The organism is Dyella sp. (assembly GCF_051954575.1).
In the GTDB taxonomy this organism is placed as follows: Bacteria; Pseudomonadota; Gammaproteobacteria; order Xanthomonadales; family Rhodanobacteraceae; genus Dyella_B.
Genome location: NZ_JBQCHP010000096.1, coordinates 32,343 through 54,477 on the forward strand (window position 1 = coordinate 32,343; position 22,135 = coordinate 54,477).

Annotated in this window: 16 protein-coding genes and 1 pseudogene; 6 read left to right on the top strand and 11 right to left on the bottom strand. The window is 53.6% G+C overall.

The features are described from left to right. Nucleotides 1-93 precede the first annotated feature (93 nt). Nucleotides 94-840, top strand: coding sequence for an electron transfer flavoprotein subunit beta/FixA family protein (locus ACTHNE_RS13625; RefSeq protein WP_440269529.1), 747 nt, complete (start codon nucleotides 94-96; stop codon nucleotides 838-840). Between the two features lie 28 nt (nucleotides 841-868). Then, nucleotides 869-1,813, top strand: coding sequence for an electron transfer flavoprotein subunit alpha/FixB family protein (locus tag ACTHNE_RS13630; RefSeq protein WP_440269530.1), 945 nt, complete (start codon nucleotides 869-871; stop codon nucleotides 1,811-1,813). A gap of 50 nt (nucleotides 1,814-1,863) precedes the next feature. Here the strand turns inward: ACTHNE_RS13630 and ACTHNE_RS13635 are convergent, their stop codons facing one another. The 3 genes from ACTHNE_RS13635 to cysD form a co-directional block, all read right to left on the bottom strand. Then, the gene (locus ACTHNE_RS13635; RefSeq protein ID WP_440269531.1) at nucleotides 1,864-3,027 is read right to left on the bottom strand and encodes a DegT/DnrJ/EryC1/StrS family aminotransferase; all 1,164 of its coding nucleotides are present in this window, start codon (nucleotides 3,025-3,027) and stop codon (nucleotides 1,864-1,866) included. Nucleotides 3,028-3,093: 66 nt separating this feature from the next. Then, on the bottom strand, nucleotides 3,094-4,947 hold the full coding sequence (cysN, locus tag ACTHNE_RS13640) for a sulfate adenylyltransferase subunit CysN (RefSeq protein ID WP_440269532.1): 1,854 nt from the start codon (nucleotides 4,945-4,947) through the stop codon (nucleotides 3,094-3,096). After that, nucleotides 4,947-5,852 (bottom strand): sulfate adenylyltransferase subunit CysD, encoded by a 906-nt coding sequence (gene cysD, locus ACTHNE_RS13645; protein WP_440269533.1) that lies wholly within the window; start codon nucleotides 5,850-5,852, stop codon nucleotides 4,947-4,949. Before cysD ends, cysN begins: the two co-directional genes overlap by 1 nt. A gap of 36 nt (nucleotides 5,853-5,888) precedes the next feature. On the opposite strand from cysD, the gene ACTHNE_RS13650 reads away from it, so the two are divergent. From ACTHNE_RS13650 to ACTHNE_RS13665, 4 genes and pseudogenes are all read left to right on the top strand, one after another. Next, a complete protein-coding gene (locus ACTHNE_RS13650) occupies nucleotides 5,889-6,197 on the top strand; it encodes a hypothetical protein (protein WP_440269534.1) in 309 nt (102 codons plus the stop codon). A gap of 378 nt (nucleotides 6,198-6,575) precedes the next feature. After that, a complete protein-coding gene (locus ACTHNE_RS13655; protein WP_440269535.1) occupies nucleotides 6,576-7,274 on the top strand; it encodes a class I SAM-dependent methyltransferase in 699 nt (232 codons plus the stop codon). A 159-nt stretch (nucleotides 7,275-7,433) separates the two neighbouring features. Next, nucleotides 7,434-7,841, top strand: a pseudogene (locus ACTHNE_RS13660) (transposase); the annotation flags it as partial. Nucleotides 7,842-8,125: 284 nt separating this feature from the next. Continuing rightward, nucleotides 8,126-9,787 carry a Wzt carbohydrate-binding domain-containing protein gene (locus tag ACTHNE_RS13665; protein ID WP_440269536.1) on the top strand — a complete coding sequence of 554 codons (1,662 nt, stop codon included), beginning with the start codon at nucleotides 8,126-8,128 and terminating at the stop codon, nucleotides 9,785-9,787. A 56-nt stretch (nucleotides 9,788-9,843) separates the two neighbouring features. Here the strand turns inward: ACTHNE_RS13665 and ACTHNE_RS13670 are convergent, their stop codons facing one another. The 8 genes from ACTHNE_RS13670 to ACTHNE_RS13705 form a co-directional block, all read right to left on the bottom strand. After that, nucleotides 9,844-11,199 (bottom strand): phosphomannomutase, encoded by a 1,356-nt coding sequence (locus ACTHNE_RS13670; RefSeq protein ID WP_440269537.1) that lies wholly within the window; start codon nucleotides 11,197-11,199, stop codon nucleotides 9,844-9,846. A 27-nt stretch (nucleotides 11,200-11,226) separates the two neighbouring features. Continuing rightward, nucleotides 11,227-12,132 (bottom strand): NAD-dependent epimerase/dehydratase family protein, encoded by a 906-nt coding sequence (locus tag ACTHNE_RS13675; RefSeq protein ID WP_440269538.1) that lies wholly within the window; start codon nucleotides 12,130-12,132, stop codon nucleotides 11,227-11,229. Then, the gene (gene gmd, locus ACTHNE_RS13680) at nucleotides 12,116-13,150 is read right to left on the bottom strand and encodes a GDP-mannose 4,6-dehydratase (RefSeq protein ID WP_440269539.1); all 1,035 of its coding nucleotides are present in this window, start codon (nucleotides 13,148-13,150) and stop codon (nucleotides 12,116-12,118) included. Before gmd ends, ACTHNE_RS13675 begins: the two co-directional genes overlap by 17 nt. A 43-nt stretch (nucleotides 13,151-13,193) precedes the next feature. After that, nucleotides 13,194-16,952: a glycosyltransferase gene (locus ACTHNE_RS13685; protein ID WP_440269540.1), complete on the bottom strand. Its 3,759-nt coding sequence runs from the start codon at nucleotides 16,950-16,952 to the stop codon at nucleotides 13,194-13,196. 27 nt (nucleotides 16,953-16,979) lie between these two features. Next, complete coding sequence (locus tag ACTHNE_RS13690; RefSeq protein WP_440269541.1) at nucleotides 16,980-18,539, bottom strand: class I SAM-dependent methyltransferase; 1,560 nt, start codon at nucleotides 18,537-18,539, stop codon at nucleotides 16,980-16,982. 97 nt (nucleotides 18,540-18,636) lie between these two features. Further along, a complete protein-coding gene (locus ACTHNE_RS13695) occupies nucleotides 18,637-19,863 on the bottom strand; it encodes an ABC transporter ATP-binding protein (protein WP_440269542.1) in 1,227 nt (408 codons plus the stop codon). Beyond that, on the bottom strand, nucleotides 19,860-20,645 hold the full coding sequence (locus tag ACTHNE_RS13700; protein WP_440269555.1) for an ABC transporter permease: 786 nt from the start codon (nucleotides 20,643-20,645) through the stop codon (nucleotides 19,860-19,862). The genes ACTHNE_RS13695 and ACTHNE_RS13700 overlap by 4 nt, the downstream gene beginning before the upstream one ends. A 195-nt stretch (nucleotides 20,646-20,840) precedes the next feature. After that, a complete protein-coding gene (locus ACTHNE_RS13705; RefSeq protein WP_440269543.1) occupies nucleotides 20,841-22,013 on the bottom strand; it encodes a trans-sulfuration enzyme family protein in 1,173 nt (390 codons plus the stop codon). Between the last annotated feature and the right edge of the window lie 122 nt (nucleotides 22,014-22,135).

The following is a 22,135-nucleotide window of genomic DNA, read 5'->3' on the forward strand; positions in this document are numbered from 1 at the left end:
CCATTCGCAGACGCATGGTTCGTTAAATCTCGCTACAATAACCGTTTGTTGGTCACCCCTTGGCGTCGTTGGCTCCGGTAGAAGGAAACACAGATGAAAATTCTGGTCGGCTACAAGCGTGTGGTGGACTATAACGTCCGCATCCAGGTCAAACCCGATGGCACCGGCGTGGTGACTGACGGAGTAAAACTCTCCGCCAATCCCTTTGACGACATCGCCCTGGAAGAGGCGCTTCGCCTGCGTGAAAAAGGCGTGGCCGAAGAAGTGGTGGTGGTCGGCATCGGTCCGGCCGATCTGACCGCACATTTGCGCAATGGACTGGCGATGGGCGCCAATCGCGCCATCCACGTGGTGACGCCGAACGCCGTACAGCCGCTTACTGCCGCCCGCGTGTTCCTGAAGCTGGTCGAAAAGGAACAGCCGGGACTGATCATCCTAGGCAAGCAAGCGATTGACGATGACGCCAACCAGACCGGCCAGATGCTGGCCGCGTTGTGGGACCGTCCGCAGGCGACCTTCGCCAGCAAAGTCGAGATTGCCGAAGGCAAAGCCACGGTGACGCGCGAAGTCGACGCCGGCCTGGAAGTCATCGAAGCCGATCTGCCCGCCGTGATCACCACCGATCTGCGCTTGAACGAACCTCGTTTCATCAAGTTGCCGGACATCATGAAGGCCAAGTCCAAGCCGATCGATACCATCGAGTTCGCATCTCTGGGCGTGGACGCGCACGATCAGCTCAAGACCACGCACTACACCGCGCCGGCTAAGCGCAGCAAGGGCGTGATGGTGAAGGACGCCGCCGAACTGGTGTCCGTTCTGAAGCAAAAAGGGCTGCTGTAAGCAGCCGGCCAGTATTGAGGAGACATCCATGAGCAAGATCTTGGTTATCGCCGAACATCTGGACGGCAAGCTGAACCCTTCCACCGCACGCGCCGTAAGTGCTGCAGCGGCCGTCGAGCCCGAGGTCATCGACGTATTGGTGCTGAGCGACAAGGCCGACAGCCTCGCCACGGAGGCCGCCAAGATCCAGGGCGTGAGCCGCGTGTTGACAGCCGAGCGTACGGAAAATGCCCATCCGCTTGCCGCCGTGCTGGCACCGCAGATTGCCAAGGTAGCCGCCGGCTACAGCCACGTATTCGTTCCCTCCACCACGTTCGGCAAGGACGTCGCGCCCCGCGTCGCCGCCCTGCTCGGTGTGGCGCAGGTCAGCGATGTGATGAGCGTCAATGGCAGCCACACCTTCAAGCGACCGATCTACGCCGGCAATGCGATCATCACGGTGGAAGCCGATCCTGCGCATGCGGTCGTCGCGACCATTCGCACCGCCTCCTGGCCGGTAGCGGCAAACGGAGAGAGCAGTGCCCCAATCGAATCATTGAGCCTGGATGCAACGCTGCCGACGCATACACGCTTCGTCGAGCTCAAACAGGGCAAGAGCGATCGCCCGGACCTGCAGAGCGCAAACAAAGTTGTTTCCGGTGGCCGCGGCGTGGGCTCGAAGGAAAACTTCGAGATCATCTACAAGTTTGCCGATAAGATCGGCGCCGCCGTCGGCGCTTCCCGTGCCGCAGTCGACGCCGGTTACGTGCCGAACGAGCTGCAGGTTGGTCAGACTGGCAAGATCATCGCGCCGGAGCTCTACATCGCCATCGGCATTTCTGGCGCCATCCAGCACCTGACCGGCATCAAGGACGCCGGCATCATCGTGGCGATCAACAAGGATGGCGAAGCGCCTATTTTTGAGATCGCAGACATCGGCCTCGTCGGCGATCTGTTCAAGCTGTTACCGGAGCTTGAGCAGGCAATCGGCTAAACCCTAACTGCTCTGCAAACCAGAAAAGCGGCACGCATGTGCCGCTTTTTTTATGTTCGGATGATGGCGCGTACCGCGTCGATTACACGATTTACATCACCATCGGACATAGCCGGCGAGAGCGGCAAGCTGACAGTCTCGCGTCCAATCCGCATGGCATGCGGCCATCGCTCCGGTAACCAACCGAAACGCTGCTGGTAGTAGGGATGTTCCGGAATGGACTGGTAATGCACACCGGTGCCGATCCGCATGGCATTCATGCGATCCAGGAATTCGTCGCGTGTCATACCGGCGCGCTCTCTATCAATCAGCACGATATAAAGATGCCGGCCATGGCGGGTTTGCGGGTCTGCCGGCGCCGGCAGCGAAATCGGCATCGTCGAGAAGGCTTCATCATAGCGCCGCCAGATCTCCTCCCTACGATGCCAGTTCTGATTGACGCGTACCAGCTGGTGCAGCCCGATCGCCGCCTGCACGTCCATCATGTTGTACTTGAAACCGCACTCCAACACCTGGTAGTGCCTGTAACCCTTGTCGCCAAAGCGGTGCCAGGCGTCCTTACTCATGCCGTGCAACGCAAGCACGCGCGCTCGCGCCACCTGCTCTTCATTCCGACCGAGAATCATGCCTCCTTCACCCGTAGCCACGTTCTTGGTCACATAGAAGCTGAAGCAACCAAAGTCGCCGAATGTACCCAATGGCCGCCCACGATACTCGGCTTCGACTGCGTGTGCGCAATCCTCGATAACCACCAGGTCATGCCGAGCCGCGATCGCCATGATTTGATTCATGTCGCATGGCCGGCCGGCAAAATGCACCGGAAGTATCGCACGCGTGCGTGAGGTAATAGCGGCCTCTATCGCTGCAGGATCGATGTTTTGCGTAACCGGATCTACATCAGCCAGCACTGGCACCAAGCCGGCATGGATGATTGCATTGACGGTTGCGCAAAAGGTCAACGGCGTAGTGATCACTTCCGAGCCTGGCTCGAGCCAAGCCGCAAGCATGCTTACATGCAGCGCAGCCGTACAAGAATTGACTGCCGCGACCTGCGAGGGTCTCACTCCGCGAAAGTCCGCAAAGTCCCGTTCAAATTGCGCGACACGCGGACCTGTCCCCAGCCATCCGGAACGCAGGCAGGCTTCCACTTCGGCGATCTCCGCTTCCCCGATCTGAGGAGCACCGAACGTAAGGAAAGGGACTTCAGTTTCCAAGGTCAGATCCAAATTAGGGTGCAAGGTGGGGGCAGGTGCGGCAGGCTCACTGGGCCTTCGATCGAATCAATGTTGCCCGTGAGGTATTACGCACGACACCAACGATTCGACCATGTCCTCGAGCGAGCTGCCCCCTGCTTGCAGGTGCAATTCAGGTTTGGTGGGTGCTTCGTAAGGAGAATCGATTCCCGTGAAATTACTGATTTCGCCGGCACGTGCTTTCCGGTACAGGCCCTTCGGATCCCGGCGTTCGCACTCATCCAATGGCGTATCCACGAATATCTCCACGAATTCGCCCTCCTCAAACAGGCTGCGCGCAAATTCACGCTCGCTTCGGAATGGCGAGATGATGCATACCAGGACGATCAACCCAGCATCGACCATCAGATGCGCCACTTCGGCCACACGTCGCACGTTTTCGACACGCGCCTCTGGTGTAAAGCCCAGATCGCGATTGAGACCATGCCGCAGATTATCGCCATCGAGCAGATAAGTGTGGTACCCCAGAGCACACAAACGGCGCTCAAGAAGATTGGCGATCGTCGACTTGCCAGCACCGGACAGCCCGGTGAACCAAAGACACTTCGGCTGCTGACCTTTACCCTGCGCTCTCGCCTGCTTATCTACGTCCAGATGCTGCCAGTGCACATTGGTGGCGCGGCGTAGCGCGAAATCCAGCATGCCGCAGGCCACGGTTGCGTGGCTCTGCCGGTCGATCAGAATGAAACCGCCCAGCGTGTGGTTTTCGGCATAAGGCTCGAATGCAACGGGATGGTCGAGATCAATATTGCAATAGCCGACTTCGTTCAATTGCAGGCGATGGGCAGCAAGCTTGGCCTGCGTATTCACATCTACCTTGTGCTTAATTGAAGTGACACGGGCATTAACGGTTCTGGTGCCAATCTTCAACCAATAACCGCGATTAGGTAATAGCGGAGCATCCCCCATCCACAACAAATGCGCTGCAAACTGATCGGACTCCCGCGCCGGCTGAGCCGCGTCAGCAATGACATCCCCTCGACTGACGTCGATCTCACTATCGAGGGTGAGCGTGACGGCCTGCCCAACCCCGGCACCTTCGAGATCGCCGTCGGCCGTTACGATCCTGGCAATATGAGCGCGCTGCGCGCCCGGCTGCACGACGATCGGCGCACCCACCTTGACGTGGCCACTGCAAATCGTGCCGGCATAGCCGCGGAAACTTTGATCCGGACGATTGACCCACTGCACAGGCATCCGAAAGCCTGACGATTGGACTGGCTCGACGCGAATAGTTTCGAGTATGTCCAGCAAGGTTGGGCCTTCATACCAGGCCATGCGGCTGGAAGGCTTGCCGACATTGTCTCCTTCTAGCGCGCAGACCGGTAAGGCATGCACCGAGGCAAGGCCAAAGCCCGAGGACAGCTCAGCATAGGCACTTCGGATCTCTTCATAAGTTTCTTGCTGGTAGTCGACCAGGTCCATCTTGTTGACCGCCAGGATGATCTTGCGAATTCCCAGCAATGCACAAATGTACGTGTGCCGCCTGGTCTGAGTCAGCAGGCCTTTTCGAGCGTCCACCAGCACAATGGCCACGTCGGCCTGCGACGCGCCCGTCGCCATGTTGCGCGTGTACTGCTCGTGGCCTGGGCAGTCGGCAACGATAAAACTGCGCCGCGAGCTATGAAAGTAGCGATAGGCAACGTCGATCGTAATACCCTGCTGCCGCTCAGCATCCAAACCGTCGGTGAGCAGCGAAAAATCCAGTACGTTGCCTTCAGGATGCAGACGACGGCTATCCCGCTTCAGCGCCTCGATCTGATCGTCCGGGAGCATCCCTGCATCGAAAAGCAGCCGACCCAACAGCGTACTTTTGCCGTCATCGACGCTGCCACAGGTAATGAAACGCAGCAGGCTGCGGGAGGTGGCTTCACGAGCCATCAAAAATACCCCTCCTGCTTCTTCCGCTCCATTGATGCCGATGAATCGCGATCGATAAGCCGTCCCTGACGCTCCGAGGAGCGTGATGCCGCCATCTCGGCGATGATCTCATCCAACGTGCTCGCAGTGGATTCGATGGCGCCTGTCAACGGATAACAGCCAAGCGTGCGGAAACGCACCATGCGGTGCTCGATCTTTTCACCCTCCCGGAGGATAAAGCGGTCATCATCCACCATGATCCAGGCACCATCACGCCACACCACCGGACGCTCTTTCGCGAAATAGAGCGGCACCACTGGAATGCCTTCACGCCGGATGTAATGCCATACATCCATCTCCGTCCAATTGGACAAGGGAAAAACGCGCACGCTTTCTCCCTTGTGAATGTACGTGTTGTAGAGGTTCCACAGCTCAGGACGCTGTCGTTTAGGATCCCAGTGGTGCCGATCATTACGGAATGAAAAAATCCGCTCTTTGGCACGCGATTTCTCCTCGTCCCGTCGAGCGCCTCCGATCGCGGCATCGAACCCATGTTTATCCAACGCCTGTCTCAGTGCGGCTGTCTTCATCACGTCTGTATGCACTGCAGCCCCGTGGATCAAAGGCGAAATTCCCTGACGGAGACCTTCCTCATTAATGTGTACAAGCAGTTGCACGTCACCGACAGCCGCGACCTGTTCACGAAAAGCAATCATCTCCCGGAACTTCCAAGTGGTATCGACGTGCAGCAGCGGAATAGGCGGGTAAGCCGGGTGAAACGCTTTGCGCAGCAAGTGCAATAGCACGGACGAATCCTTGCCGATCGAGTACAGCATCACGGGCAGCCGAAAATTCGCAGCCACCTCCCTTAAGATGTAAGTGCTTTCGGCTTCGAGTTGATCCAGATGTCCTGAAAGAAGGGTCATTAGCTTCGCTTGCCATAAAGAACTGTGGATTCTGCCATGGTCGCTGCAGATGAACAGCTTGGAACTATGTGGGATAGCCAGCCCGAGACTTTGTTCCGATCTGAGAGCGCCAAACCTACGCCAGCAGCTAGCGTGATCCAAAGCCGGGAACTCCTCACCACGCCCGCCGCAAGCAATGGACAAGCGCTGAATATTCTGTCCACCCCTCTCTCAAACAGTGGCCAGTACTGGAACATGGTCATGATGCAGCGGAGGCAGGAGGTGATCCGTACCTGGAGCTCAAACGTTTCACATTGGAAAAAAAAAGGGGGGGCGGAGCGGACAAGCACAAAACAATTACTTTAAAGCCTCAGGTTGCTTACGGTAAACTTACAATTCATTCAGGAAAGCTTACCGCCCGGCCAGTGCCCAGGTCGTTGCGCTTCATGTCCAAGCGCCCCCTACGTCAGAGGCAAAACTGACACTTATGTGTCCTTAGTTCAAGAAGGGGTGGCTTGGTTTATGGATAGACAGCCCAGCTCTGCCATTACCTTCTACATTGTCGCGATCTAAAAAAACGCTTATCCGCCCCAATAAACGCAACCCTGGCGGTTAAATATCCTTGCTGTCTCAAAATGTTGACGAATTCTCCACGCCGAATTAATCAGGGTAGCGCTTTTTTCAAGTTTGCCATTTTTTGCGTTACTATCAGTTCGCCCATATTCCCGCGAGCTGATAACAGATATGGATTTTAAGTACACAGGTACCGACATCCTCAGCTCTACCGAAAGTACGTTGGCGAATTACAATACTTGGATAGCCCGGCAATTCGCTGATATTTATCTTAATTTTGAATATAAAACTGTTCTCGATTACGGGGCCGGCATCGGCAGCATAGCCACACTTTTTCGCTGCAGAACTGGCGCATCGCCTTTAACGCTTGAGATCGACGCACATCAACGAGCCATTCTAAAGCAGCGTGAATTTCAGTGTTTCTCCAACACCGACCAATTGCCCTTCAATATTGACTTCATTTACACCTCAAATGTGCTGGAGCACATTTCTGATGATATTGCAGTACTGAGGAAACTTGAGGCACATCTTTCCCCAAAGGGAAGAATTGCCATCTTCGTCCCGGCATTCAAGCTGATTTGGACAACCTTAGATGACAAAGTAGGCCATCAGCGTCGCTACACCAAACGAATGCTTCGCAGACATCTAGAAATGTCAGGCTATAAGATCGAACGCATGCGTTATTGCGACTCCGTGGGCTTTATGCTCGCAGTTCTCTTCAAATTGATCGGCAATAAGGATGGTGAACCAAGCGCTCGATCACTCATAATTTTTGATCGAATCCTGTGGCCCGTAAGCCGGTGCCTGGATATTTTTACTCACCCATTTTTTGGGAAAAATATTCTGGCAGTTGCTAAGAAAGATATGTAATTCGCGTTAATATCCAACAGAAGCTTCGATATCGCAACGTCCTAGCGAAGCAGGACACCGAAAATTCCTCCAAAGCGCGCCGCCGCAATCAATCGAATTCAATTACGGCGCCCATCCAGGGTCTGTTTACCGAAGAGCAGATCATTGGCTTCCTGCGCGAAGCGGAACCCGCTGACCGTTCCCACCGGTATCAACCAAGTCTGGTCGATGGACTTCATGCATGATCAACTGAACGACGGGCGCACGTTCCGGCTGTTCAATGTGTTGGATGACTTCAACCGTGAAGGCTTAGGCATCGAGGTAAACCTATCCTGCCGGCGGCCCGATTTGTTCGGTCGCTGGAGCAGATCATGCAATGGCGAGGGCAATCCCAGGTGATTCGTTGCGACAACGGCCCCGAATACATCAATGGTGCGCTGCAGACTTGGGCCAAACGGCAGATCCATATTGAGTACATCCAGCCTGGCCAACCCCAGCAAAACGCTTGCGTCGAACGCTACAACCCGAACGGTGCGTTACGACTGGCTGGCTCAGACACTCTTCGAATCCATCGAAGCGGTACAGGAGTTCGAAAAAGCGGAACTTTTGGGCAGATCCAAGGCCCACAAGGTCGCTAAAATTACGTTAACGAAGAGGGCATCGAGGTTTTGCCAATCTGCTTCGTAAGATCGGCTATGCAACTGGCTCGGCCTTCCATGGGTAGTATCGGGAGCGAACTTGATTGCGAGGCTCCGCCGGATGAGAACCGATGGGCAAACAGGCACAAAATAACTACATCTGAGCTGCATCTAGCTTACGGCAACCTTACATGATACTTAGAGGGCTTGTTCCCTCCATATCTGAACAGTCAAATGCAGAAGCTTCTCCACTTTCACCTCCCCAAAACAGGTGGTACGGCAATACGTCACCATTTGGTCAATCAACTTGGCGAAGACAAGGTCAGCAGAGCGCTGGCCGGGGTACGTTTAGCGGATGCGCTGATCGAATGGGATCAGATGACGGCCATCAGTGGCCACTTTTTCCTGCGACAAGGAGATAAGTTGCCGTCGAATCGATACAGTTTTACCGTTCTTCGCGATCCGGTGGACCGTTTCCTCTCGGAGTTCTACTTTTCAAAGGTCGATAACTCGAGCAGACCTCTCGATAGAAGAACGCACACACTGGACTTGGACGCATACCTCCATAGTCTGTCTGACAAAGAATGTCAGGCATTTTCAACGCAATTGGAAATGCTCTATCCCCTTGGCACAGACTCCCAACTTGTGCTAACCCAGAACCAAAAATTGCTGGCTGCATTAAATGTACTGAACCTCTTTAGCTCGATTGCCATCCAGGAAGAGCTGGAAGATTTCACATGCATGCTTGACACCATATTTCATTGGCCGAGCAAGCCGCCGCCTCGGGTGAACATTACTTCCTATCGTTTGAACGTGAACGAATTGAGCGCTCCGCAACGCGATCGTCTAAAGCTTTTGCTTGAACCCGAAATTGAACTCTATCAGCGCGCCAAAGACATATTTAAAAAGCAAAGAAGGCAACTGCTAACCCAAGCCAGATGTGACGCGGTGGTCGGCCCAGTATTCGAGACAACCGAACCAGCACTAAATGCAACCGCCAATCCTCCGAAAAATTTCGGAGATCTTCGCTGCTCGATCAAAACGGTCCGCATCTCCGGCGTAATTTCGGGCGACGAGCGCGTCATGATCGGGGAGGAACTCTCCATTTCGATCGAACTTGAAGCTGAGGTACCAATATCGTCCTTAAACATTGGGATCGCGATCAAGGATGACCGCGGCATCCTTATGTTCGGCACTAACTCCATGCTTCTTGGTGAGGTCTTTCACCTTTCTTCCGGCATATATGTCTCCACATACCGCATGCTCAATCGCATGCCAATAGGTAGTTATCGTCTAGACGTTGCCCTAACGCCGACGGAGAGCCATTATGAAGGCTGCTATCACTGGATCGAGCAGATCGCTTCGTTCGATGTATACGATGTCGCTTTGACAACATTCGAAGGAAAGATCTTGATGGACGCGCAAGTCGATCTGACGCCGACATCACGTTTCGCCTCTTGCTCAAGCTCCACGTACATAACAGCAAACCGGACCATACGAGCAAAGGCTCGCGCAAACCCACCCTTGAAGGATTTCAAGGCAAAAATTGTCGCGATGTGCTCGCCAGAGACTCTCCAAAGCGGGAGTGAGGTTTTGCTTCCAGTCCAGATAAAAAACAAGGGCAACCAAACTTGGCCCGCATTTGGATTACAATCCGTCACACTTTCTTATCGCTGGTATACGAATCGAGGCACCATTTTGGTTGCAGATGGATTAAGAACACAGCTACCAAATGATGTGAAACCCAACGAAAGCATAACCATGGCGCTTCACGTCAAGGTTCCCGACGCAAAGGGAAGATTGCTTCTAATGGCTTCGTTAGTCCAAGAAGGCGTAGTCTGGTTCATGGAACGACGAGCCGGCTCATCTCTCGTATTCAAGCTCAACGTTATTTAGCCTTGCGAAGCGCGTCGATCACCGCACCCATCTAGGACACGTCCAACTGCAAAAACTCAGCCCTGCATCTGTCTGATCAGGTCAGAAAGAAGTTGCGTCTTTTTTTTCATCAGGGAAACATCTCCCTTACTTTCAACATTCAAACGCAAGAGCGGTTCCGTATTGGACGCACGCAAATTGAAGCGCCACTTGCCAAAATCCGCGCTGATGCCATCCACGTTTTCAACGGCCGGCTCCTGATTGGCGAAATAAGCCATGATGTGATCCACGGTTTTGCAGACATCATTTACAGAAAAGTTGATCTCTCCGCTACATGGAAATGCCGTAACTTGCTTGCTCACCAATGATCCAAGAGATTGGCCACTCTTGCTAACACGTTCAGCTAAAAGCAACCACGGGATCATTCCTGAATCGCAATACGCAAAATCGCGAAAATAGTGGTGTGCGCTCATTTCTCCACCGTAGATCGCGTCATCTGCACGCATACGCTCCTTGATAAAGGCATGCCCTGTCTTGCTTTGTATAGGCACTCCACCAGCATCGCGCACCATATCGATTGTGTTCCAAGTAAGGCGGGGATCATGTATTACCGTCGCACCGGGATTTCTTGCCAGCAGCTGGGCTGCGAGCAAACCAACAATGTAATATCCTTCGATGAAATTACCTTCCCCATCAAAAAAGAAACACCGGTCAAAATCACCATCCCAGGCAAGCCCAAAATCTGCGCAATGAATTCGAACTGCGTCTGCCGTGGCTGATCGATTTTCAGGCAATAGAGGATTAGGGATGCCATTGGGAAAGGTGCAGTCCGGATCATGGTTCACTCGGATGAATTCAAACGGTAAATGCCTGGAGAGCAAATCCAGCACAGGTCCAGCACAACCGTTGCCTGCATTGACAACGACCCTCAATGGCCGAAGAGCTGCAATATTGATATATCCAAGAAGATGACTAATGTAGGCCGCCTTGTCATGATCACGAGTTACGCTGCCACAACGCTCTGCGTCCACGAAGCGGTTTTCTTCAACCAAACGTTCTATGTCACGCAACCCGGAGTCACCGCTGATCGGCCGGGCTCCGTGCCGCACTAGTTTCATACCGTTATAGTCCATAGGATTGTGGCTCGCGGTAACCATGATCCCGCCCGCCACCTCGCGATAAAACGTCTGAAAGTAGACCTCTTCGGTACCACATAAGCCGATATCGATGACATCGCAGCCAGCGCGATTCAAACCTTCAGACAAGGCAGCTGCCAATGCCGGGCTATCTTTACGAATGTCGTAACCAACTACCACTACGCCTTCGCCCACCTCCTTGGCAAACGCTCGGCCAATCCTTTCTGCCAATTCCACATTGAGCTCATCGGGCATGCGCCCCCGAATGTCATAAGCTTTGAAACTCTTTAACGCCACTTTGTATTCTCCTGGAGAGGGATGGCCTTACACATGAGTCTCGTACATCCACTGCAGCGTTCGCCGCAACGGAATCATATCCAGCGGGCCAATCAATTGACCCAGCTTCTCATTAGAGCCCACCAACCTCGCCACTTCGTTAGCACGAACGAATGCGGGATTGGTTCGCACCTCAATGCGATATCCCGCTAAGTCCTCCATCAATCCAATTACCTCATTGAGCGTGTAAGCACATCCAGAACAGATATTCACCGTTTCACCAATTGCGTCTGCATCAAGCAACCGCCGGTATGCCTCCGCCACAAAACGTACGTCCTGAAAATCGCGAGCAACATCCACGTTGCCGAGTTCAATCACGGCCGCACGGCGTTGAAAATGCGCAACGATCTTAGGAAGCAGATATTTTTCCGACTGCCCTACCCCAGTGTAGTTAAAGGGGCGGGTTATGATGATAGGAAGCCGCTCAGTCCAGAGATGTGCCATCTGTTCCATTGCGAATTTGCTGACCGCGTAATCATTGGCTGGCACCGCAGGCAAATTCTCCGTAAGAACTGGTACATCACTATTGCCATAAATATTGGCGCTACTCGCCAAAATTACCGCACGCGGTCGGTGACTACTGGAAGCCAACGCTTCCAGCAGATTGCGTGTACCTACAATGTTAGTACGGTAAATAGCATCCGCGTCACCATGCGCAACAAAAGCAATGGCGGCAAGGTGGATCACCACGTCGGGCATTAGGGATCCAACGGCGTGGATAGTAGCGTCTCGATCACACAAATCGACTGCGATGCCCCTAGCGGACGATTCATGCGCAAGGCTTGCTACCTCATAGCCTGCAGCTTGCAGCTCGGCAGAAACATATTTGCCAGTGAACCCCAGGGCTCCAGTTACCAATGCCACGGGTTTCACACGATTAGAAGGAGTGACCACGTTCGTTCCGCTTGAGATCGGCCATAACCATCATGCGACACAACTCTTCAAGATTCGTCTTCGCCTCCCACCCTAGCTTGGCCTTTGCCTTGGCCGGATCGCCAATCAATAGGTCGACCTCTGCTGGACGATAATACTTGGGGTTGATGACTACCATAGCGCGGCCAGTCTCACGGCAAATGCCGCGCTCCCCTTCGCCCTCTCCCCTCCAGTCAATCGTGATGTCCACACTCCTGAATGCCATAGTGACAAAATCGCGAACTGTTTCCGTACGGTTTGTAGCCAGCACATAGGTATCAGGCTCGTCCACCTGCAACATGCGCCACATGCCCTCTACATATTCCTTTGCAAAACCCCAGTCACGTCGAGCATCAAGATTACCCAGTTCGAGTCGGTCTGTCCGACCTAACTTGATCTTGGCGACTGTGTCGGTAATCTTTCGGGTCACAAACTCGCGGCCGCGCAACGGCGATTCGTGATTAAACAAAATCCCGCTGCAACCAAAAATCCCGTAGGATTCACGATAGTTCACCGTGATCCAGTGCGCATAGAGCTTGGCAACACCGTACGGGCTGCGAGGATAGAACGGGGTGTCCTCCTTCTGGGGAACCGCCTGCACCTTACCGAACATCTCGGATGTCGAAGCTTGGTAGAAGCGGATTTTTGGATTGACGATGCGGATCGCCTCTAAAAGATTCAACGCACCTATAGCCGTGATTTGGGCAGTAAGCACTGGCTGGTCAAATGAGACGCCCACAAAGCTCTGCGCAGCCAGGTTGTACACCTCAGTAGCCCCGGTGTCCTGCAAAAGACGAATCGCGGAACCAAGATCGGTAAGATCATATTCAACCAAATGAAGATTCGGCTGCTTGTCGATACCGAGTTCTTCAATTCGCCAAAAATTGACGGAACTTGTACGCCGATATGTGCCATAGACTGTATACCCATTTTGCAGAAGCAGTTCGGCAAGATAGGCCCCGTCTTGACCAGAGATACCGGTGATGATTGCTTTTTTCATGAAGCTTTTTCCTTTGATCATGCTTTAACTAAGTTATGGGCGCTTACCGAGCACCTAAATCCGATGACCATATTTTGTATGGCGACTTCCCCGTGACCGCTTCAAGGAAACGTGCTGAACTTATTGCCCATGAATCAACGGCGATACCTGCCTGACTTGGCACCATCCCGGCCCTAACAGCAGCAAGTGATTGCTCGACGGCATTCGCCAACTGGTCGGAAGAATCCCCAGAGAAATACATGATTCCTTCGCCCCCCACCTCACGGAATACAGGAAGATCACGGGCGAGTACGGTAACTCCGCGCATAGCTGCTTCAATAATGGGCAGGCCGAACCCCTCGCCACGCGAAGCGACAAGCAATAGGCTGGCCGCATCATATAGCTGATCAAGGAGTTCGTCACTTGCAGCGGAGAACCAAGTTACTCCCGAAGCCTCTTGCGATAGATCATTCAACTGTTTGACCAATTGCTCAACGCACCAGCCTTGCTTACCAACGATTACCAGCTCAGCGTCACTATTTCTCTCACGCAATTTTGCAAACGCTGCGAGCGCCTGGTCATAACCTTTACGCGGTTCAATCGTACCCACCATGAGCACGATGTTTCTCTTCTGACGCAGCCATAAGAGACGCTCTTTTTCTTCAGGCGATATACCACGCGACGGCACACTGGCTTCCACGTCTGCGCCAAGGTGAAACCAGCACAGTTCCAGTGGAACTTTACGCCCAGTTGAGTCCAGCCACCCCGCGAATTCATCTACTACCGACCTCGAAATAGCTACAACTCGATCTGCAACATCCGTGACAACCTGATACCACGGCCTCAAAATTTCCGGTGCATTAGGCGGAAACCATTCGGGATGCGCCACGGGAAGCATGTCATAAAGGACAAAAACGATCTTGACACCTTTTGCCTTCAGCGCACCAAACACCTCTCGAGCCGAAGGAACACCGGTAGGCACCAGATCGAGACCGACGAACAAATCGTTACTGTCGATATCGATCGGTTCGTCCTCAAGCGTTGTTTCGGGACAACCGAGGAAATTGCAGGTGAACTGACGAGCATAGCGATAAACACCATCTCCTTTCGTATAGACGGGTTCTATGCGCAAGCCTGCGTTACTTTGGGTTAGGAGTTTGCTCAGAATGCTGCGCACGACACGCTGGATTCCGCTACGTGCATCTGTTTTCACCAACTCGGAGATATCCAGTAACAACTTCGGGTGAGGCGTAGCTCGTCCGAGCAGCGTGGATAGGCCCAACGCCACTGCATCATGATCAGCATCCGTTGGATCGATTGTCGACTGAATGATCGAGACCTGGCCTAGTGTGCGCTGAAGAATTCGACGTGAACTGCACTCATGGAAACCATCAATGGCTAGGGAATATTGCTCGGCGATCCGCGCAGGGTCGTGTAAACGGATTAAATGGTCTCGCCCAATTTGGGCCAACTCTGAACGAGTTTCTTTGGAATCAAGCAATTTACCGATGCTCGCGGATAGATCTTCGACTTTGAATTCATCCTCAAGCGTAATCGTTGCATTGCGCGGTAGCTCGGCCAAAGAACCATGAGCATTGACGATTGTCGGAATACCCCATGCCAGGCAATCAAGTACCGCCGCAGACGTCTCTCCGCGAGATTGCCGCCTTAGCTGGACCGCGATATCTGCAGATGCGAGCCATCGACGATAAGCCGCTGCATCTGCAAAGCCCGTTATGACCACATTACGGGCACCCGACTCCTTTATGCGCGCATAGAGCATCTGCTCCCAGGCCGGGTCGGCAGCGCGGCCAACGAAAACCAGCTTACAGTCGGCGCGCCCAGCGAAGGACATTAGCCATGCGTCTAGCAAGGAGTCATTGCATTTTGCAGCACTGAGCATCCCAAACGTAGCCACTACCAGTTGCCCATCGTCCAGACCCATCGCCTGGCGCGCTTCAGCACGGTGAATTTGTTGCTGGACTTTACGAAGGAGAGGTATTTGAACAAATCGTTCCGCTTGGACCTCGTCGTACCACTGGCTTGCAAGCTCACAGCTATGCGCTGAATGAACTATCACTCCATCGGCGGCGCCTACCACGCCCCAATTACAGGGGAATCTGAAGGCGACTGCATTTCGATCCGTTGCATCACCAAGCATTTTCAATGCGTGATAGCCATAACCTTCATAAAGCGCCCGCTGCCATATTCCAGGCATTCGCCCGGTATCCTGAAGCCAGTGGTGAAGGTTGCCTAAGTAGAAATCATGCAATGCTACCGTTCCGCTGACTTTCGCTAGGGCGTCGAACATGTAGCTATGAAATTCGGAGTTTCCGAAATGATAAAGCACTCGGTCAAAATGCTTGGAGTTGGCCAAAAACCAGGCGACGTCGCGCACCGGAAGCTTCAAGTCGCCGATATCAATTGCCCGATCGACTTTGTCAACGATGAGTTCGATATCGTAATGAGTCATCAACTCCGGCAGAAGTTCGGCACTGAAGTCGGCAATGCCGGACTGCTCCGGCGGCAGCGGTGAAAAATACGCCAACTTAAGTCGGCCACGCCTGGCCGAGTCTTTCTCTGCAAGAGATAGGGCGGAGCGTCGCTTACGAACGGCCAGCTCCACTCCCTTCCAAGCCTCAGCGGCGGTCTGCCCCCATGAAAACTCCTTACTGCGCGCAAGCCCGCTCGAAGCAAGCCGCTGCTGCAGTGCACTGTCCGACAGAACGCGGATGATGGCATTTGCAATGGATTTTCTGTCTCGCGGATCAAACAGCTCTCCTTCCGGACCAACTACTTCAGGCAGACTGGAGGTCTGGGACACAATCACAGGCGCCCCTACAGACATTGCCTCTAAGACCGGTAAGCCGAATCCTTCATGCCAAGACGGAAACACGAATAGCTCACACAAGTTATACAGCATGAGCAGGTTTTGATCAGACACAAATCCAGTGAGAACCAACGCATCGCGATCTAGGCCCATGCGCTGAGCAAGCGCACGTAGTCGTTCGGACTCATCGGGCTCTATCGAGCAGACTATTGCCAGCTGATGCGACTTGGCAAAGCGACCAGTAGCTGCGAAGGCTTCGATCAGCAGATCAATGTTCTTTCGATGGTCTATTCCCCCGGTGTACATCACAAAGGGCTTGTGGAGCTTCAAATGTTCGCGTAGTGCGCGCTCGGCACTCTGCGATACGACTGTTGGAACATAGCGCTCGTCAACCGCCGAGGAAATATTCAGCGCATAATCTGGCGCATACTCTAGTGCATCAATAACTTCTCGGCGTGAGCTATTGGAAATGGCGAGCAAAGCGTCTGCATAGGAAAGGTTTTTAAGAATGCTTTGATACCACTTCCTAAGCCGAGGATCGGGCAAATAAATACCAGGATAAACATATGGAATGAGGTCATAAACAACCGCAACCGTAGCAACACCGGGGACAGTAGCGGGCAGCGCACAAATGCAATCGTCCGTCCAACCTTCAAAACAGCTGAGAAAGAGAAGGCAATCTGGCGCGATCATCGCGATCATCGCATCACGCACCAATTGACTCGCCTCACTCCTCCAGGAGTTAGCTTCATCGCTTGCATTACGAGGCGACGGCGCAGTCCAAACGTGGATGTCCTGCGGAGCGACGCCTGCCAGCAGTTCGCGGCGCAACTCGATAGCCGATTCTTTCATGTCTCCATTGATGAGAAAGGATATCCGTCGCCCCTCTGCCTGCCGGATCAATGCACGCACAAGCGATCTGGCATAGATGCCAACACCCCGCTTTCCATGCACGAGACTCTGGCACGCTTGCAAATCGATAAGCAAATGCATGTTTTGGCTGCTTTCCTGTTCCAAATGTCACGAAGACTTCATTATGCTATTTAACATCGAACGAACCGTCCGAGCCCGTGCGGGCAAGTGAGCACTCCCGTTTGACGCCGCTGGCGGTGTGAACTGTGTTGTCTCAGGCCGGGCATTGCCAACCACTGCGCGAATCAGTCGAACCTTTAATCTCGGAGCAATACTTAGAAGCGTTCCACCAATTCGGCGAAGAACGGGGCGCCCTGCAGCCGCAATGATAAAGCGGACCAATCTGTCCTTTAATTTCAAACCTGCAGCACGCTCGTTTTTCATTGCAGCCCGCAGAACGCGCACCACAAAACGCGGACCTTTGGTTATACGCCAGGAGCGGCTTCGCAGAATTCGTTGAAGCCTAGCATCTGCCACGCGCTCACGATTCAAGCTGTCTAGCAATGCCGCATGCACATTATCCGCAAAAGCCAGTCGCTCATGGACATGCTCAATCGCTGCCTGCATGCCCATCAACGGATTATTCAAGTACTCCAGATGGGAAACTCTTTCGCCCAATTCGTCGATTCGCTTCCTATTTTCCGAAAATTGTTGCAGCTGGGCTTCAGTACGAAGGCACGCATCCGTCAATCGTACGATTGCCATCCGCATACTTTCGATCCGCTTCCCCTCCTCCCCAAACAGTTTCTGAATCTGTGCTTCAGCACGAAGGCACTGATCGGCCAATCGTACGATCGCCATCTGCATACGATCGATCCGTTCCCCTTCTTCCCCAAAGAGTTTCAGAATCTGCGCTTCAAAGCTTGCTTTGCTTCTATCGTAGCTGTCGAGCAGCGCCGATACTGGCAAACCATATTCTTGTTTGAAGGCGCCATCGAACGCCCCCAGAAGTGACACATCTGCTTGCTTTTGCGCCACAACCGCATAGTCAGGACTCGCACCGCCAAGCACTTGATCTAAAGAAACACCTTTTGCCTGTAGAAGCGCAGAGTTTTCTTGAAGACGGGCAATTTTTACTCGTGCAAAACCGTAATACTCCGGAACAAAGGCCAGCAGTTCGGGAGGCAAAGGATTGCGGTGTGATGGATCCATGTAGAAGCCCACCGATGAAACTTTGAAATTTTCAGGATTAGGCGTCTCCAGAATAAGCAATCCTGCTGGCCTTAGGACTCTCAGCGCTTCTGCTACGAGCGTCTGTAATTGCTCGAAAGGAAGATGTTCCGCAATATGAAAACCGGAAACGATCAGCTGACTTTCGCTTGGCAACTTTCTCAGGAACTCGATGACGTCCCCTTGAATTGCCCGCAGATTTCGCTCATGGCATGAACGCAACATCCCTGCATCGAGATCAACACCTTGTCCATCGAAACCGTTTTCCTTCAGCAACTCCAACCATTCTCCCCGCCCGCACCCCAGATCAACTGCTGGCAACTCTGAAGAAATTTGCTTAAGCGGGTTGATGAAAGGCAGATATACCTGCAGCCGCGACAAAATCAGCTCTCGTGAACCACGAAACCTGTCCTCAAACGCCCGGTAGAAGTCTTCGTGGCGCTGCTGCCCGGAAAACTCCCCGCCTGGCCCGGAAATCAATGGTTGATTGTTTTGCATAGATCACTCATCACACATATATGCCGTTTGGACACAAATATGCCTTTTGGCGGCATATAGTATGTGCGCCTTCATCAACACGGCACCAAAACACCAGTCACAGCCGCCTGGCCTCAATAACGGGCGGAACCCATGCGGTGCCTACGAATCTCGTCCGGCTCAAATTGGATACCGAGAAAACCAAAGCAAGGTCGCGCCACTCATAATTATTGACAAGATGCGTGTCTGTACTGGAGAGCGCGGTGGAGATCGAATAGGTGCCCGTTCCAAGATTCATGGGAAACGCGATACGAAATTCAACACATTGACCCGCTCTTATATTTTCCAGAGCCTGCCCAGTGTGATGTGTATTCGTGCCAAAGACTGCTTGCCCGAGCCTGTCCTTAATCATGTATCCCAAGACCAGCCGCGGCACGTCCTTATGCACCGCAGCTTTGACGCACAGCACCACGGGTTGGCCAACATCAACGAATTCAATGGGTTCTCCATCTGCATTCAGAAGGACGATTTCCTTCACCGAAACCTCCCGCGTCCCTGAGATGGTCTGCGCTCGCCCACTCTCATCCGTGGTTACCGTGACGGTACTGTTTTCCCGCTCTGCGATCAGGGCGTTATAGAGGTCCATGATTTCTGCGGGGTTGCCATCCTGAATAAGACGCCCCCCATCGAGGAGCAGCGCGCGGTCACAGAGAGACTGCACTGCCCCACTATCATGGGACACGATCAGCAGGCTAGTGCCCCGTTCACGAAATTCACGGATGCGCTTGAAACATTTATGCTGGAAATAGGCGTCGCCGACCGAAAGCGCCTCATCGACAATAAGCGCATCTGGCCTGAATGCCGTTGCAGTGGAGAACGCCACACGCATCTGCATGCCAGTGGAATATGTTCGAGTCGGCTCATCGAAATAATCGCCAATTTCAGCGAACTCTTCTATTTGGTCGATGACGCCGTCAATCGCCTTTCGCGAAAATCCCATCAGGCCCGCTACGTGGTAAACGTTTTGGCGACCAGACAAATCCGGATTGAATCCCATGCCGAGTTCTAGAATCGCCGCAATACGCCCACTTACCGCCACACTGCCAGTTGTCGCGCGCAGGGTTCCGGTAATCAGCTTAAGCAGAGTACTTTTCCCCGCCCCGTTCTGTCCGACGACTCCTACCGCCTCGCCATGCGCGACGCTGAAAGAAACATTTTGCAGAGCCCAGTGCTCCGCTTTAGCTTGCACCTTCACGCCAAACCAGGACGCAAATCGCTTCCATTCGGTACCGTAATCACGGTAAGCCTTGCCGATAGCGTTGACAGTAAGAAGTCTATCGGTCACAGCACATCCACCATTTCAGGAGCTGCTCGCCGAAACATCACTAGCGACAAACCAAGCATGACAAGGCCGAACGCACCGACGCCCATCAATCCGGTAACGTCAGGCCCGCGCCCGTAAAGCATGATGTTCTGAAACGACACAACAATGTGATACATCGGATTAAATTGAAGAAAAGCTTTCAGCCCCTCAGGGACAATGGTCGGCATGTAAACCACAGGTGTCAGCCAAAACCAGAGCTGCAATATGACCACCATGACCTGCGCCACATCGCGTACAAAAACGTTTATTACACCGAGTAATAGGCCAAGCCCAAGACTGAACACGACGTTGACCAGAAAAAGTAGTGGCAACCACAAATATGCCAAGGTAAACATGTGTCCTATGAGCAAAAAGACGCCGATGGCTGCAGCCAACAGAAGTATATTGTTGACCAACGCTGAACCTGCCACGATTAATGGCAGACACACTCGCGGGAACATGATCTTCTTCATCAACCCGCCGTTTTCGACAAACATATTGACTGATCGAGACAGCAACTCGCTGAAAAGCGACCAGGCGGTCATGCCCGCCATCAGATAGATTACGTAGGCATAGCGATTGTCGGTGCCCGGCAATTTTGTAGCCAACACTCTGGAGAGGATCAACGCGTAAATCGCCACCTGAGCCAAAGGCTGCAAAATCATCCACGCAGCGCCTAGCTTGCTGCGCGAAAATCTCGATCGCAGATCATTTTTTATTGACGATACGATGAAATGTCGGTAACGCCAGATTGCAAGCAACATCTCTATCACAACAATATAATCCTTAGCTGAAGTGACGCGTTCGACCACAAAAACTCAGTACTCAAATGACGGCCGTCAGCACCTAGTAAGCCATGATGCGATGGGCTTAGTGCACGGCCGCTGGTTGCAGCTGTACTGGATAGTGCGATAGCAACCAAGCTTTCCAGACGTTCCACCGATTACAAGTCATTCGGGCTATTTCAACGCAGCCGCTAGTTCTTCCTTGAGATCCTCTACATCCTCAACGCCGACGGACAATCGGATCAGCCCATCGGTGATCCCTAAACGCTTACGATTTGCCGGCGGAATCGACGCATGAGTCATGATGGCCGGATGCTCAATCAAGCTTTCCACGCCACCGAGCGACTCTGCCAGAGCAAACAGCTCACAACGCTCAAGCACTTTGGTAGCTCTCTTTGCCCCCCCCCTCACCTCTGCACTGATGATGCCTCCGAAACCATCCATCTGGCGACGTGCAAGAGCATGTTGCGGATGATTCTTGAGGCCAGGATAGATCACTCTGTCAATGGCCGGGTGTCTTTCCAGCCATCGAGCAAGCTCCAACGCGCCGTCACAATGCGCCTTCATGCGCAGATGCAACGTCTTTAACCCACGCATAGCCAGGAATGCATCGAACGGCCCAGCGATAGCCCCGACCGAGTTCTGCAGGAATGCCATTTGCTCGGCCAGCTCCCGATTACCAGCTATGACAATCCCGCCCACGATGTCCGAGTGGCCATTGAGATACTTGGTGGCCGAATGCAGTACTAGATCCGCCCCCAACTCCAGGGGACGCTGCACGATGGGTGAGCAGAAAGTGTTATCGACGACCAGGATAAGACCGTGTTTTTTTGCAAAAGCTGCCACCTTTCGCAGGTCGACCAGCTTCAGCATAGGATTGGTCGGAGTCTCCGCCCAGATCATCCGGGTATTGGGCTTCAGCGAGGCCTTCAGTGCGTCGCCGTCGTTCAGATCGATGAAGCTGAAGTCCAGACCAGCGGACCGGCGGCGGACGCGCTCGAAGAGCCGATAGCTGCCGCCGTACAGATCGTCCATGGCGATGATGTGGCTGCCCGAATCGAGCAGGTCGAGCACGGTGGCCGCTGCTGCCAGGCCGGAGGCGAACGCAAAGCCGGCCACACCCCCTTCCAGATCCGCCACGCACCGTTCATAGGCCATGCGGGTGGGGTTCTGCGTTCGCGAGTATTCGAACCCCTTGTGCTTGCCTGGGCTTTGCTGGACGTAAGTCGACGTAGCGTAAATGGGGGTCATGATGGCCCCGGTACTGGGGTCCGGCCGCTGTCCGGCGTGGATGGCGCGGGTGCCCAATCCTAGTGTCTTCGTCTTGCTGCGACTCTTGGTGGCCATGGCGAAGCTCAGTCCCCGAGATAAAACGGTCATCTTAACCTGACAGGCCGAAAATCGCAGAATAGGCGCCTGAGATTCCGTTCAGCATGCTTGCTTTGCGCATCCTCCCCTGGCCGGCTCAA

Bases quoted from the DNA above. Each gene is read 5' to 3' on its own strand.
- ACTHNE_RS13650 (WP_440269534.1), top strand. From the start codon at position 5,889: ATGGTCGCTGCAGATGAACAGCTTGGAACTATGTGGGATAGCCAGCCC.
- gmd (WP_440269539.1), bottom strand. From the start codon at position 13,150: ATGAAAAAAGCAATCATCACCGGTATCTCTGGTCAAGACGGGGCCTAT.
- ACTHNE_RS13685 (WP_440269540.1), bottom strand. From the start codon at position 16,952: ATGCATTTGCTTATCGATTTGCAAGCGTGCCAGAGTCTCGTGCATGGA.
- ACTHNE_RS13625 (WP_440269529.1), top strand. From the start codon at position 94: ATGAAAATTCTGGTCGGCTACAAGCGTGTGGTGGACTATAACGTCCGC.
- cysD (WP_440269533.1), bottom strand. From the start codon at position 5,852: ATGACCCTTCTTTCAGGACATCTGGATCAACTCGAAGCCGAAAGCACT.
- cysN (WP_440269532.1), bottom strand. From the start codon at position 4,947: ATGGCTCGTGAAGCCACCTCCCGCAGCCTGCTGCGTTTCATTACCTGT.
- ACTHNE_RS13705 (WP_440269543.1), bottom strand. From the start codon at position 22,013: ATGGCCACCAAGAGTCGCAGCAAGACGAAGACACTAGGATTGGGCACC.
- ACTHNE_RS13630 (WP_440269530.1), top strand. From the start codon at position 869: ATGAGCAAGATCTTGGTTATCGCCGAACATCTGGACGGCAAGCTGAAC.
- ACTHNE_RS13690 (WP_440269541.1), bottom strand. From the start codon at position 18,539: ATGCAAAACAATCAACCATTGATTTCCGGGCCAGGCGGGGAGTTTTCC.
- ACTHNE_RS13665 (WP_440269536.1), top strand. From the start codon at position 8,126: ATGCAGAAGCTTCTCCACTTTCACCTCCCCAAAACAGGTGGTACGGCA.
- ACTHNE_RS13700 (WP_440269555.1), bottom strand. From the start codon at position 20,645: ATGTTGCTTGCAATCTGGCGTTACCGACATTTCATCGTATCGTCAATA.
- ACTHNE_RS13655 (WP_440269535.1), top strand. From the start codon at position 6,576: ATGGATTTTAAGTACACAGGTACCGACATCCTCAGCTCTACCGAAAGT.